Consider the following 13,008-nt stretch of genomic DNA (forward strand, 5'->3'; position numbering starts at 1 on the left):
AACCGTTATGACTTTTTTCAATGACAAGAAGACCAATCTGTCCCGCCGCAACCTGCTCAAGGGGCTCGGCGCCTGCGCAGCCCTGCCCCTGCTCGGCGGCATTTTTCCCAAGAGTGCGCTGGCGCAAGCCATCAGCACCGCATTGAGTCAGTTCCCGACTCTGGTGCCCGCCCAGAAGGGCATTCTGACCGGCGCCCACTGGGGGGCTTTCGAGGCGATCGTCGAAGATGGCCGCATGGTGCGCGTCCAGCCGGTGGCCGATGATCCGGCGCCGAACGATCTCATCGACATGGCGCCGTTCCAGGTGCACGCCAAGAACCGCATCAAATACCCCATGGTACGCAAGAGCTGGCTGGAGCATGGCCCGGGCGCCAAACCCGAGCTGCGCGGTGCCGACGAGTGGGTGCGAGTGAGCTGGGACAAGGCGATCGAACTGGTGGCCGGTGAAATCCAGCGGGTGCAGAGTGACTTCGGTCCGCAGGCGATCCACGCCGGTTCCTATGGCTGGAAAAGCGTCGGCATGTTCCACAACAGCCGTACCCTGCTGCACCGCCTGATGAACCTCTCCGGCGGCTTCACCGGTTATGCCGGTGACTACTCCACCGGCGCGGCCCAGGTGATCATGTCCCACGTGATGGGCTCCATCGAGGTGTACGAGCAGCAGACCGCCTGGCCCAACGTGGTCGAGAACGCCGAACTGGTGGTGCTGTGGGGGGTCAACGCTCAAGTAACTCTGAAGAACAGCTGGAACATGCCGGATCACGAAGGTCAGGCCGGCTTCATGGCGCTGAAAGAGAAGGGCACCCGCGTCATCAGCATCGATCCCATCTACAACGAGACCGCCAAGCTGGTCGGTGCCGAGTGGATTGCGCCGAACGCCTACACCGACGTGGCCATGATGATGGGTGTGGCTCACACCCTCTACAGCGAGAAGAAGCACGATCAAGCCTTCCTCGATCGCTACACCGTCGGCTTCGACAAGTTCCTGAACTACCTGCTCGGCAAGGATGACGGCCAACCGAAGAGCGCCGAGTGGGCGAGCAGCGTCTGCGGCGTCGATGCCAAGGTGATCCGCCAGCTGGCCCTCGACATGGCCGCCAAACGCACCATGATCATGGCCGGTTGGGGCATGCAGCGTCAGCAGCACGGCGAACAGCCGAACTGGATGCTGGTCACTCTGGCCTCCATGCTAGGACAGATCGGCCTGCCGGGCGGCGGCTACGGCTTCAGCTACCACTACTCCTCCGGTGGCAGCCCCACCGCCAAGGGCGGCATTCTGGCCGGTATCTCCGCCGGCAACGCACCGAAGAACAGCCCGGCCCCGATCCCGGTGGCCCGCATCGCCGACTGTCTCGCCAACCCCGGCAAGACCATCGACTTCAACGGCCGCAAGGTGACCTATCCGGACATCAAGCTGGTCTACGTGGCGGGCGGCAACCCTTTCCACCACCATCAGGACACCAACAACCTGCTGCAAGCATGGCGCAAGCCGCAGACCGTGATCGTTCACGAGCCCTACTGGACGGCGACTGCCAAGCACGCCGACATCGTGCTGCCGGTCACCACCAGCTACGAGCGCAACGATCTGGAGATGGGTGGCGACTACTCCCAGCGCTATGTGTTCCCGATGCACCAGTGCGTCCCGCCCCAGCACGAGTCACGCAATGACTTCGACATATTCAGCGCCATCGCCGCCAAGCTGGGCGTGCAGGAGCAGTACACAGAAGGGAAGGACGAGATGCTGTGGCTCAAGCAGATGTACGACGGCATGGCGGCGCAGGCCCGCGGCGCCCGCGTCGCGCTGCCGCCGTTCAATATGTTCTGGGAGTCCAACAACTACATCCGCTTCCCGATCCCCGAGGCCAACCGCCAGTGGATCCGTCACGCCGATTTTCGCGAGAACCCGCTGCTCAACCCGCTCGGCACCCCGTCCGGCAAGATCGAGATCTTCTCCAACACGGTGGCGGGGATGGGTTACGCCGACTGTGCCGGCCATCCCAAGTGGTATGAGCCCAAGGAGTGGGTGAAGAGCAAGGTGGCAGCGCGCTATCCGCTGTCGCTCAACACCTCCCACCCGACCCAGCGGCTGCACTCCCAGCTCGACAACACCCCGCTGCGGGACAAGTTCGCCATCGCCGACCGCGAGGCGATCATGATCCATCCGCTGGATGCCAAGGCCCGTGGCATCGCTCAGGGAGATCTGGTGCGCGCCTTCAACGAGCGCGGCCAGATCCTGGTAGGTGCCCTGCTATCCGAGGATGTGCGCCAAGGGGTGGTGCGGATCTGCGAAGGGGCCTGGTACGACCCGGCCAAGCCGGGCGAAGCGGGCAGCATCTGCAAAAACGGCAACGTCAACTGCCTCACCTTCGACGAAGGCTCGTCCAGTCTGGCACAGGGCAACTGCGGCCACATGGCCCAGCTGCAGATCGAGAAGTACACAGGATCTGTGCTGGCCAACACCGCCCACGCGGTACCGGCCAACGGCTAAGGCGATTGCCACCCAATAAAAACGGCGCCATCAAGGCGCCGTTTCTTTATCTGTCTGCCAAAGCGCAGGCATGGGGATGGGTTTAGAACTCCCCCTCCTCCATATACTCCTGCGCGCATTCAACTAGCTGTGGCCACAGCTCTTCCGGCACCCATGCGTCCGGGTCATCTTCGTCCCCGTCGTACTGGCTCCAGAAATAGCGGCGCAGGCCGGAGGCAAACTCGTCGCTGATCTCGGCCAGCTCCGAGAGCGGCCCCAACCAGGCGATGCGACGCAGGCCGGAGGCGAGATCGTTGATGGCATCCATCAGGGTGCGATCGTCAAAGCTCTGCTCCACCAGCAGGGTGAAGCGCTCGCGCGCCTGCTCGGTCTGCTCCTCGTCCAGCTCGCCTACATCGGCCAGCAAGTCGACAAAATCTTCCAGAAGGAACGCGATCAGGCCATCCCTGTCTTCAAACCACTGGATCTGGGCGCCCTTGACCCCCAGCACAGAGGCATCAAACGAATCGTCAAGGTGACACAGTGCCCACGGATCGTCGGTCATGCTTCTCTTCCTCAGGCTAAAACAAATGCCATATGTTATGCCTAGCTCTCGACTCTTGCCACCTTGGGCAACGAGAGGGAGGCGGCCAGACCGCCCAGTTCGGCGCGGCCCATGATGAAACTGCCCCGATAGGCTTCCGCCAGATCGGAGACGATGTTGAGACCTAGGCCCGAGCCCGGCACCTTCTCGTCGAGCCGCACCCCGCGCAGCACCGCCTTGGCGATCTGATCCTCGCTCATGCCGGGGCCGTCATCCTCGATACGCAGGGTGATCCAGCCCCCCAGCTCGGCGCTGGAGATGCGCAGCTCGCTGGCGGACCACTTGAAGGCGTTCTCCAGCAGGTTGCCTACCATCTCATCGAAATCCTGCTCCTCCACCCCGACCGCCAGATTGGCGGGCACCTGCAGATCCACTGTTTTGCCCGGATAGAGGCGGGAGAAGGCGCGGCAGATATACTCCACCCGCGCCCGCACCGGGGTAGAGACCCCGAGGATCTTGGCGGCGCCGGTCACCCGCGCCTTGCCGAGGTGGTAGTCGATATGGCGCTGGATCTGGTCGAGCTGCTCGCCGATGGCGGCCTGATCCTCCGGTGGCAACTGGGCCACCTGATTGCGCATGATGCTGAGCGGCGTCTTGAGGGCGTGGGCCAGATTGCCGGTGTGGGATCGCGCCCGCTGAAGCAGCTCGCCGTAGTGGTGCAGCAGCCGGTTGATATCCTCCACCAGCGGCTGGATCTCCAGCGGATAGCGCAGCCGGAACCCCTCCTGATGACCCTCGTGAACCCGCCCCAATTCGCGGCGCAGCAGGTGCAGCGGCCGCAAGCCGTAGACGATCTGGAACATGAAGCCGAGCACCAGACCGGCGGCAGCAAAGCCGAGACCGAGGAACAGGCTGATGCGGGTCTTGTTGAGGGTCTGGGTCAGGGCGCTACTGTCCTTGGCCATCACCAGAGTGAAGACCCGATCCGAACCGGGCAGCAGCACGGTGCGGGTCATGATCAGCAGGGGCTCCTTGTTGGGCCCCTTGCCGACGAAGAGGTCGGGATCGCCAAAGGCGGACTTGAGGCCATCGCTCTTCAGGTTGGTATCCCACAGGGAACGGGAGCGCCCCACCACATCGCGGCCCAACTCCAGCTGCCAGTAGTAGCCGGAGTAGGGTTGATTGAAGCGGGGATCGGAGAGGGAGCCGGTGACCACCGGCAGGCCGGTTTTGGCCACTTCCAGCCGGGAGAGCAGATCATAAAGCTGCAGGCGCAGGCCGTCGGCCTCCGCCTCCTGCCAGTAGTTGCGCATCATGGTCTGCAGGCTGAAACCGGTGGCGAACAGAAACAGCCCGCACCAGACCAGCGCGATGGCGACCAGTCGCCCCCGCAGGGTTCTGACCAGCCTCATTCGTTGATCCGGTACCCGAGGCCGCGCACTGTCTCAATCAGATCGGGGTTGGTTTTCTTGCGGATCCGGCCGATGAACACCTCCACGGTGTTGGAGTCGCGGTCGAAATCCTGAGCGTAGATGTGGTCGATCAGCTCGCTGCGCGACACCACCTTGCCCCGGTGCTGCATCAGGTAACCCAGCACCCGGAACTCGTGGGCAGTCAGCTTGATGGGGGTCCCTTCGTACCACACCTGCGATGCCGCCATGTCGAGCCGCACTCCGCCAATCTCCAGAATGGAGCTGGCGTTGCCTGCCGCCCGGCGCACCAGCGCATGGACCCGCGCCACCAGCTCGGCCACCTGGAACGGCTTGGTAAGGTAGTCATCGGCACCGGCGTTGAGCCCTTCGATCTTCTCGTGCAGCTGACCACGGGCGGTCAGTACCAGCACCGGGGTATCGATCCCCTTGCTGCGCCACTCCTTCAGCACGCTCAGGCCATCGCGCCCCGGCAGGCCGAGGTCGAGAATGATAGCGTCATAGGGTTCGGTCTCGCCGAGAAAACCGGCCTCGTTGCCGTCGTGGCAGAGGTCGGTGACAAAGCCGGAGAGGCGCAGCTGTTCGGCCAGCTGGCCAGCCAGAATTTTTTCGTCTTCAACAATCAGAATTCGCATGAACAGGCTTCCACACAGGGGTTATTCATCATCCTCAACCGGGGGCTTGGGCGGTTCGAACAACCGCTCCAGATGGTGGCCCTTGGCCCACACCAGCTCAAGGTTGTCAGCCCGATAGGCCACCTTGATTACGCTGTTCTCCCGATCGATGACTCGCAGTTCATAGAGCCAGATACCATCCTCTTCCCCCAGATCCACCCGCAACACCCGCACCGGCAATCTGGCCGCCACCTCCATCATTTCATGGAAGGGCCGAACCCGTCCCTCATGGACAGCTTGCTGCAGCTGGGCTTCATCAGGCGTGACCGCCTGTGCCAGCAACGGCAGCAATAACCCAAGCAGAGGGAGCGCTCTATTCATGGATGATTCATCTCCAAAAACCTAACATAATGGCGTTTATAGTCTGCCAGCCATGAATCCGGAATGAATATGATCCCGCGCAGTTTCCTGCTGATCCTTTGCCTGTTGAGTGCCACAAGCTGGGCGACCCAGAGCCGTCTCGACATGGCCGGGCTGGTCAAACTGTTGCTGGCGCAAGGGTATCACGACATTCGGGAAGTGGAGCTGGAAGGGGACAAATTCGAGGTCAAAACCCTCAATCGCCAGGATCAGAAGGTGCATCTCATCGTCGATGCCTACACTGGCGAGATCAAACAACAAGAGGCCGATTAGGCCTCTTTTGCATTCCAGCGCCCCCGCATGGGGCGCAGCAGTTTCTCCCGCCTCGGCCAGAGCAGGACGCAGGCCAGCAGCAGGTAGATGAGGGGCTCCCCCCAACCGCTCTTGAGCGACCACCAGTAATGCACCGGTGCCAGCAGGGCGATGGCATAGACCCAGTTGTGCAGCTTCTGCCATGCGGCGCCCATGCGGCGCTGCAATGCGGGCAGCGAGGTGATGCTGAGGGCGGCCAGCAGCAACAGGGCCACCATCCCCACCACGATATAGCTGCGCTTAACCAGCTCGCCGCCAATCAGACCCCAGTCAAACTGCAGATCCAGCCCCAGCCACACCATGAAGTGAAGCAGCGCCCAGGCAAAACACCAGAGCCCGAGGGGGCGGCGCAGCTTGATAAGCTGCCCCTGCCGCCAGCGCTTGGCCAGCGGCGACACCAGCAGGGTGAGCAGCAGCAGGTTGAGCGCCCCCTTGCCGAGGTAGTGAATAAGCTCGGGCACCGGATCGCCCCCCAGCAGACCTGCCGGAATGGCAAAAACCAGCCAGAGCAGGAAACCCAAGGAGCCCAGATGCACCAGCGCCCGCAAGCCGCTGATATGGGCCGGTTTCAATCTCAGTACCATTGGCGCAGATCCATCCCCTGATAGAGCGAGGCGACTTCGTCACCATAGCCGTTGAACATCAGGGTCGGCTGACGCTTGGCGCCAAACACTCCGCCCTCACCGATGAAACGCTCGCTTGCCTGACTCCAGCGCGGGTGATCTACCTGCGGGTTGACGTTGGCGTAGAAGCCATATTCATTGGGGGCCAGCAGGTTCCAGGTGGTCGGCGGCATCTCCTCCACCAGCCGGATCGAGACGATGCTCTTGATGCTCTTGAAACCGTACTTCCACGGCACCACCAGCCGGATCGGCGCGCCATTCTGGGTGGGCAGGGTCTTGCCATAGAGCCCCATCGCAAGGAAAGAGAGAGGGTGCATCGCCTCGTCGATACGCAGCCCTTCGACGTAGGGATACTCGATGCCGCCCCCCAGACTGGAGGCCTGCCCCGGCAGCTGTTTCGGATCAAACAGGGTTTCGAAGGCGACAAACTTGGCGCGACTGGTGGGCTCGGCACGGCGGATGATCTCCGCCAGCGAGATGCCGTTCCAGGGCAGCACCATGGACCAGGCTTCGACGCAGCGCAGCCGGTAGATCCGCTCCTCCAGCTCGCTCTTGTTGATGAGGTCCCACACATCGAGTGTAAAAGGCTTGGCTACCTCCCCCTCCACCTTGAGGGTCCAGGGTTCGGGCTTGAGGTAATGGCCGTTGCGAGCCGGGTCGGACTTGTCGGTGCCAAGCTCATAGAAGTTGTTGTAACTGGTGGCCTTCTCTTCCGGTGTCAGCACCAGATTGGCCGGGCGCTCCGCAGGCTTGCTGTTGATCGGCTTGGTGGCTAATTGGGGAGCATCCTCTTTACCGCGCAGCAGGTCGAGCACTCCGGCCTGAGTGGGAAACGCCAGGGTGGCCGCGCCCAGACCCAGCCCTTTAAGAATAAGGCGGCGGTTCTGATAGACGGCTTCCGGGGTGACATCCTGTTCGGTGAGGGGGTGGGCGGTACGACGCTTGATCAACATGAAAAACTCCCGGGGCTGAGTGAGGCAGTATGGATAAGACCCGCCCCGGCAGATTTTTATTTCACACAAATTTACATCATGTGGTGCAGGGGCAGTGCCTTGGCCATGGTGCCGACCAGAAACAGGACTACGAACACCAGCAGGGGAACGATCACATTTGGCGCCATCAGACTCACTCCATGAGCAGGACAGGGCCTCTAACTATGGCCGACTGTCAGGCCGGTCACCAATGAATTTTTTTCGCGAGCGCAAGCGTATTCCTGAGTTGAAAAGGGTGATGAAGATCACACACAATTCTGCCCCCGCTTGCCGCCCCGATTGCCGGGGGTAGGCTGCCCATTTTGCGAAGCCAACTGAAGAGTCGCCCCATGAGCCCACTGATCGCCATCGCCATCACCACTGGAATTCTCTCCGCCGTCTGGGGCTGGATTGCCGTCGCGTTCGGCCTTATCTCCTGGGTCGGCTTTCTCGGCTGCACCAGCTATTTCGCGTCAAGCGGCGGCTACAAGGCGCTGCTGCAGACCATCTTCTGCAACACCAGCGGCATGCTGTGGGCACTGCTGCTGATCCATGGCGACAGTCTGTGGGGAGCGGGTGTGGCGGGTTACGTGATGACGGGGGTGGTCGCCACCCTGATGTGCGTACAGGCCAAACAGCAGTGGCTCGGCTACATTCCCGGCACCTTTGCCGGTTGCTGTGCCACCTTCGGGGCGGCTGGCGAGTGGCGGCTGATCCTGCCCTCCCTCATCATTGGCGCCTTGTTCGGTTACCTGATGAAGGCGAGCGGCCTCTGGCTCTCCCATAAAACCCAGAAAGCCGATGCCGCTCCGGCGGTGGTTGATCCCGCCTGATTTATCCCTTCGATTTGAAGTTTGCAGCTTCAATGCCGTGCCGATTCAATAACTTGTAAAAATCGGTACGGTTTCTGCCCGCCATGTTGGCCGCCAGGGTCACGTTGCCCTCGGTGGTGCGCAGCAAACGGATCAGATACTCCTTCTCGAATTCGGCCCGCGCCTCGTTGAACGAGGGGATGCCGCCGCCACCACCGCTCAGGGCGGACTCCACCATGGAGACCCCGATCACCGGGCTGCAACAGAGGCTGGCGAGCTGCTCCACCACGTTGCAGAGCTGGCGCACGTTGCCGGGCCAAGCCGCGGCAGCCAGCATCGCCAGCGACTCGGGCGAAAAACCCATGGCGGCGCAGTCGCTGTGGCGGCTACGGTAATCGTCGAGCGCCTGACGGGCCAGCAGGGGGATATCCTCGCTGCGGGCACTGAGAGACGGCAAGGTGATATTGGCGACGTTGAGACGGTAGAAGAGATCTTCCCGAAAGCGCCCCTCCTCCATCGCCTTGACCAGATCCTGATGGCTGGAGCTGAGCACCCTCACCTCCGGCGTGCCCTGACCATACTCCTCCATCACCTGCAGCAGCTTGGCCTGCAGGGATTCGGAGAGGCTGCCAATCTCGTCGAGAAACAAGGTCGCCCCCTTGGCCTGCTCGAACAGCCCTGACTGGCCATCTTCACCAAACAGCTGCAAGTCGAGTGACGCCCACGGAATGGCGGCACAGTTGATGGTATGGAGCGGCTTGTCGCGCCGCTGGCTGGCCTGGTGCAGCGCCTGCGCCATCGCCCCCTTGCCGGAGCCTGACGGCCCCATGATCAGCACCGGCACCTCCATGGTGGCAATGCTGTGAGCCTGGATCAGCAGCTGCTCCAGCTGGGGATTGCGGGTCAGGATCAGCGATTGCCACTCCTGCTGCTGTTTCGGCCGCGTCAAACTCAGCGCATGTTCGATGGTGGCGAACAGCTCATCCTTGTTGATGGGTTTGGTCAGAAAGCTGAACACCCCGGAGCGGGTCGCCTGAATGGCGTCCGGGATAGTGCCGTGGGCGGTCATGATGATCACCGGCAACCCCAGCCACTGGGCCTGGATCCGCTCGAACAGCGCCAGACCGTCCATGCCGGCCATCCGCAGATCGCTCAGCACCAGATCTGCCCGTTGCTGACGCAACCGGTCGAGGGCTCCTTCCGCGCTGTCGGCGGTATCCACTTCATAACCCTGACTACGCAGCCGCATGCTCATCAGTTTGAGCAGGCTGACGTCGTCATCCACCAACAGGATCCGGCTCATGGTATTACCTCACGATTCTCGTTCAGCTTGCGCTGGTTGAGCTGGTCGTCGATGGCAGTCAGCTGCTCGATCTGGCGGCGCAGCCGCTGGATCTCCTGACTCTGGTCATCGCGACGGCTGTCGCGAGCCAGCAGCTGTTCGCCGAGGGCGATCCAGCTACGTAAAAAGGCCTGCGCATCGAGACCCAGCTCGGGCAACATCTGCTTCAGGCGCGCCAGACCGGCGGTGCGATTGGCCACCGATTCGGCGGGGTGGGAGTCCACCATCGCCAGACTGACCCGGCTCTCCAGATCGTCAGCCCCTTTCAGACGCTGACGCTCCTGCACCCGTTGCTGGGGGTGACTGGCCAGCAGCCAGTCGGAGTATTGCAGACGCACCTGCATCTCCTTGTTGGCAAACTCCATCCGCTTGGCAAAAGCGATATCGGAGGACTCCCGCTCTGCCTGTTGCGGCAGCAAGGAGCAACCCGCGAGCAGCCCTGCCATCAGAGCTGGAAATACGCGTTGTATCTTCATAGTCCTCATTTCAACGTCAACCTGAAACAGACATCCGCCTGTTCATCCTCTACCAGAACCAGTTCCCCCCCCAGGCTGTTGGCAGACTCGCGGGCGATGGAGAGGCCCATGCCCGAGCCTTTCAAGAGACCTTGCCGCACAGTGCTGCCCTGCTCGAAGGGTTCAAAAATGCGTTGCTGATCGGCCACGGGGATCTTGGGCCCCTCGTTGGCCACTTCCAACCAGCTTATCTGTTCATCCTGCCCTGCCCTGATCCAGATATTGCCCCCGCTGGCGCCGTAACTGACGGCGTTGGAGAAGAGGTTATCGAGGATCAGCCGTAGCCGATAGGGCTCCGCCCACAGGGTAACCGGCACGGTCGGCAAGTGTACACGGATCTGCTTGGACTCCAATGCCAGCCGGTACTCGGCAGAAAGTTCCGACAACATCGGCAGCAGGGGGACGGGCTCCAGTTCGAAGGCCTCCTGCTGACTGAGCCGGTTGAAGTCGAGCAGCCGCTCGATCAGGGTCTGCAGGCGCCGACTGTTCTCATCGAGCATCTGGCAGATCTCCAGCTGATCCGGCGTCAAAGGCCCGACCAGCTGCTCGCAGAGCAGATCCGTCCCTTCCCGCAGCACCGCCAGCGGGGTCTTGAGCTCGTGGGATACATGGCGCAGGAACTGGTATTTCTGCAACTCCAGCTCCTTGAGTTTGTCGTGCAGCCAGACGATCCGCTCCCCCAGCAATACCAGCTCGGCAGGGCCGTCAACCGGCTTGGGATCGGGTTCGACCCCGGCACCCAGACTCAAGATGCGCGACTCAATCTGTCGTACCGGGTGGATGATGAGGTAGGTGAAGATAAAGACCATCAGCAGGCTGAGCGCCGCCACCGCACCGCTCACCCACCAGAGCTCACTGGTCAGTCCGGCGATGGTGAGCTGCACCCGATCCATGTGTTCGTCAACCCGGCTGCGGGTGATTATTTCGAGCTGCTTGTTGGCATCGTTGAACTGCTCCAGCTTGTCCCCCGCTACCGCAGCCCGGGCCAGCGCGGCATCCTGCAGGCTGTCGAGCCAGGCCAGCCCCTGATCGAGCCCACTGTAGAGCTGGCCGTCGGTGATGGAGTTACGGTGTTCCGCCAGCAACACCCGATACCCGTCGAGTTGCTGCTGGTAGCTGGTGAGACTGCGGCGATCCCCCAGCACCGCGAAGCGGCGCAAGGTGCGTTCGATATCGATGGCTTGCGCCGTCAGCAGGGTGGCGCGGCGGGTATCCTTGACCGCCCGCTCCATCTCGTCGCTGGTGAGCTGACTGAGGTGGGCAAGGGAGGTGCTGTTGTGCCAGATCATGCCGCCCAGCGGCATCAACACCAGCACAAATCCCATCAATACCACCTGCAGCAGGGAGCGTGGGCGAACCTTGGTCATCATCTCTTCTCTTGCATTCTCACCGGTGCGCCAGCATAGCCGCACCGCCCCAAAAAACAAAACCGGCCAACAGGCCGGTTTGGATTATCTGGATTGTGGTGATTCACGCCAACGCGACAGATGCCAGACAGATAATCATGATCATCGCCAGCGCGCCCGAGGCGGTCAACAGCGCCCATTTCAGCTCCACACTCATGCAAACCTCCTTTCTGCCAATCAGTGCCGGATCACAATAGATAAGACAATGTTAAGCCATAGTTAATCCGATAACCGTGAGCTGCGTATACATTTCAGATGAGCCCAACCCAGGGAAGGTGAGCATGTTCTATCTGTGTAGCATTGGTTCCAATATTGACCCGCATATCCATGTCAGCCGCGCGCTGGCCGAGCTGTTTGCGAACGTCGGCCCCCTGCGGCTGAGTTCGGTGATCCGCACCAAGCCGGTGGGAATGCACTCCAGCCACGACTTTCTCAACTGCCTGCTGATCCTGGAGAGCGAACTGGATGCCTCCGCCCTGAAACAGACCTTTGTGGCCATGGAAGTGGGTCATGGCCGCGACCGCAGCGATCCCCTCTGCAAGGTGCACGACCGGCCGCTCGACATCGATATTCTGGCCAGCAACAGGAGCGGTGACTTTGCCTCGGCAGAGGTCGATTCCTATCTGGCGGAGCTGCTGGCCGAGCTCTACGGCCATGGCGAGGTGCATGACCCCAAGGTGGCGCTGCAAGTGACACTCCCCGCCCCGTCGGGCAAGCTCAAACCCGGCAAGGGCTTGCTGACCCGGCAGGTCGGGCTGGAGCCGCTGGTGCTCGGCAACCTATCAGAGGGTGGCCAGCGCACGCCCGCCATCTACCTTGATGCTGGCCCCCGTCATATAACTGTTCCCCATCAGTAACTGCACCGCCTGCCAGATGGGCTCAAGCCCTCCTTCCCGCGCCAGCGGTGTTTTCGCCAACACCTGCTGGCGCCACGCCTCGTCATGCTCGTCGAGAAACAGGATCGGCCCCGGCTCTATGGTGTTGACCCGCACCGCAGGCGCCAGCTCCCGGGCAAAGCTCATGGCCAGCGAATGGGCCCCTGCCTTGGTCGCCACATAGCTGGCAAAACGGGGGGCCGGGGCATGGATATAGATATCGGTAATGTGAATGATGCTGGCGTTGGGATTGCTGGCCAGCCGGGGGGCCAGCGCCCGGTTTAGCTGGAAGGGGGCCGCCATGTGCACCCGGTAGAACTGCTCGAACTGGGCCAGTTGCGCCGCCGGATCAGTTGCCTGCGGCTCGAAGGCCGAGGCGTTGTGGATCACCAGCGTCAGATCCTGATGGGTCGCCAGCACATCGATCAGCTTGCCAACGTCATCTTCCCGGCCAAAATCCGCCTGCACCAGTTCGACCCCCAATGCAGCCAACGTGGCCAGCTCCGGCCGCTCTCTGCGATAACTGCCCGTCACCTGCCAACCCGCTGCCACCAGCTGTTCACAGAGATAAAATCCGAGTCGACGGCCGCAGCCCGTAACCAATGCACGCATACGATCTCCTTTCCCTTTCATGGTCTTGCATGAACGAAGCCCGCCTGCCAGCGGATCACCGCCGA

The 13,008-nt window shown here is 62.0% G+C and carries 15 protein-coding genes; 4 read left to right on the forward strand and 11 right to left on the reverse strand.

Going from position 1 to position 13,008, the window contains the following annotated elements:
• Window positions 1-7: 7 nt before the first annotated feature.
• A complete protein-coding gene (torA, locus tag I6L41_RS15015) occupies window positions 8-2,488 on the forward strand; it encodes a trimethylamine-N-oxide reductase TorA (RefSeq protein WP_216959756.1) in 2,481 nt (826 codons plus the stop codon).
• An 82-nt stretch (window positions 2,489-2,570) separates the two neighbouring features.
• On the opposite strand, the gene I6L41_RS15020 is transcribed toward torA, so the two are convergent.
• Genes I6L41_RS15020 through I6L41_RS15035 form a run of 4 tightly spaced genes read right to left on the reverse strand, consistent with a single transcriptional unit; the run spans window position 2,571 to window position 5,436 of the window.
• Window positions 2,571-3,032, reverse strand: a complete 462-nt coding sequence (locus I6L41_RS15020; protein ID WP_005339830.1) for a hypothetical protein — start codon at window positions 3,030-3,032, stop codon at window positions 2,571-2,573.
• A gap of 41 nt (window positions 3,033-3,073) precedes the next feature.
• Complete coding sequence (locus tag I6L41_RS15025) at window positions 3,074-4,423, reverse strand: sensor histidine kinase (RefSeq protein ID WP_005339828.1); 1,350 nt, start codon at window positions 4,421-4,423, stop codon at window positions 3,074-3,076.
• Window positions 4,420-5,076, reverse strand: coding sequence for a response regulator transcription factor (locus tag I6L41_RS15030; protein ID WP_005339826.1), 657 nt, complete (start codon window positions 5,074-5,076; stop codon window positions 4,420-4,422). Before I6L41_RS15030 ends, I6L41_RS15025 begins: the two co-directional genes overlap by 4 nt.
• 21 nt (window positions 5,077-5,097) lie before the next feature.
• The gene (locus I6L41_RS15035; protein ID WP_005341875.1) at window positions 5,098-5,436 is read right to left on the reverse strand and encodes a PepSY domain-containing protein; all 339 of its coding nucleotides are present in this window, start codon (window positions 5,434-5,436) and stop codon (window positions 5,098-5,100) included.
• 63 nt (window positions 5,437-5,499) lie between these two features.
• Between I6L41_RS15035 and I6L41_RS15040 the strand changes: the two genes are divergently transcribed.
• A complete protein-coding gene (locus I6L41_RS15040; RefSeq protein ID WP_216959758.1) occupies window positions 5,500-5,748 on the forward strand; it encodes a PepSY domain-containing protein in 249 nt (82 codons plus the stop codon).
• On the opposite strand, the gene msrQ is transcribed toward I6L41_RS15040, so the two are convergent.
• Both msrQ and msrP read right to left on the reverse strand, forming a co-directional pair.
• Window positions 5,745-6,371, reverse strand: a complete 627-nt coding sequence (gene msrQ / locus I6L41_RS15045) for a protein-methionine-sulfoxide reductase heme-binding subunit MsrQ (protein ID WP_216959760.1) — start codon at window positions 6,369-6,371, stop codon at window positions 5,745-5,747. The two genes, I6L41_RS15040 and msrQ, sit on opposite strands and share 4 nt — an antisense overlap.
• Window positions 6,362-7,363, reverse strand: coding sequence for a protein-methionine-sulfoxide reductase catalytic subunit MsrP (gene msrP / locus I6L41_RS15050; protein WP_216959762.1), 1,002 nt, complete (start codon window positions 7,361-7,363; stop codon window positions 6,362-6,364). The genes msrQ and msrP overlap by 10 nt, the downstream gene beginning before the upstream one ends.
• Before the next feature lie 368 nt (window positions 7,364-7,731).
• Between msrP and I6L41_RS15055 the strand changes: the two genes are divergently transcribed.
• Window positions 7,732-8,214 (forward strand): DUF1097 domain-containing protein, encoded by a 483-nt coding sequence (locus I6L41_RS15055; RefSeq protein WP_005339809.1) that lies wholly within the window; start codon window positions 7,732-7,734, stop codon window positions 8,212-8,214.
• Between the two features lies 1 nt (window position 8,215).
• On the opposite strand, the gene I6L41_RS15060 is transcribed toward I6L41_RS15055, so the two are convergent.
• From I6L41_RS15060 to I6L41_RS15075, 4 genes are all read right to left on the reverse strand, one after another.
• A complete protein-coding gene (locus tag I6L41_RS15060; protein ID WP_005339807.1) occupies window positions 8,216-9,496 on the reverse strand; it encodes a sigma 54-interacting transcriptional regulator in 1,281 nt (426 codons plus the stop codon).
• On the reverse strand, window positions 9,493-10,011 hold the full coding sequence (locus I6L41_RS15065) for a hypothetical protein (RefSeq protein WP_013724185.1): 519 nt from the start codon (window positions 10,009-10,011) through the stop codon (window positions 9,493-9,495). The genes I6L41_RS15060 and I6L41_RS15065 overlap by 4 nt, the downstream gene beginning before the upstream one ends.
• Window positions 10,012-10,016: 5 nt before the next feature.
• Complete coding sequence (locus I6L41_RS15070) at window positions 10,017-11,417, reverse strand: HAMP domain-containing sensor histidine kinase (protein WP_216963980.1); 1,401 nt, start codon at window positions 11,415-11,417, stop codon at window positions 10,017-10,019.
• Between the two features lie 103 nt (window positions 11,418-11,520).
• The gene (locus tag I6L41_RS15075) at window positions 11,521-11,613 is read right to left on the reverse strand and encodes a YnhF family membrane protein (protein WP_005339800.1); all 93 of its coding nucleotides are present in this window, start codon (window positions 11,611-11,613) and stop codon (window positions 11,521-11,523) included.
• 124 nt (window positions 11,614-11,737) lie between these two features.
• Between I6L41_RS15075 and I6L41_RS15080 the strand changes: the two genes are divergently transcribed.
• Window positions 11,738-12,313, forward strand: coding sequence for a 2-amino-4-hydroxy-6-hydroxymethyldihydropteridine diphosphokinase (locus I6L41_RS15080; RefSeq protein ID WP_216959764.1), 576 nt, complete (start codon window positions 11,738-11,740; stop codon window positions 12,311-12,313).
• On the opposite strand, the gene I6L41_RS15085 is transcribed toward I6L41_RS15080, so the two are convergent.
• Window positions 12,239-12,943 carry an SDR family oxidoreductase gene (locus I6L41_RS15085; protein ID WP_216959766.1) on the reverse strand — a complete coding sequence of 235 codons (705 nt, stop codon included), beginning with the start codon at window positions 12,941-12,943 and terminating at the stop codon, window positions 12,239-12,241. The genes I6L41_RS15080 and I6L41_RS15085 overlap by 75 nt on opposite strands.
• Window positions 12,944-13,008: the final 65 nt, after the last annotated feature.

Source organism: Aeromonas sp. FDAARGOS 1411, assembly GCF_019047125.1.
Classification (GTDB): Bacteria; Pseudomonadota; Gammaproteobacteria; order Enterobacterales; family Aeromonadaceae; genus Aeromonas; species Aeromonas veronii.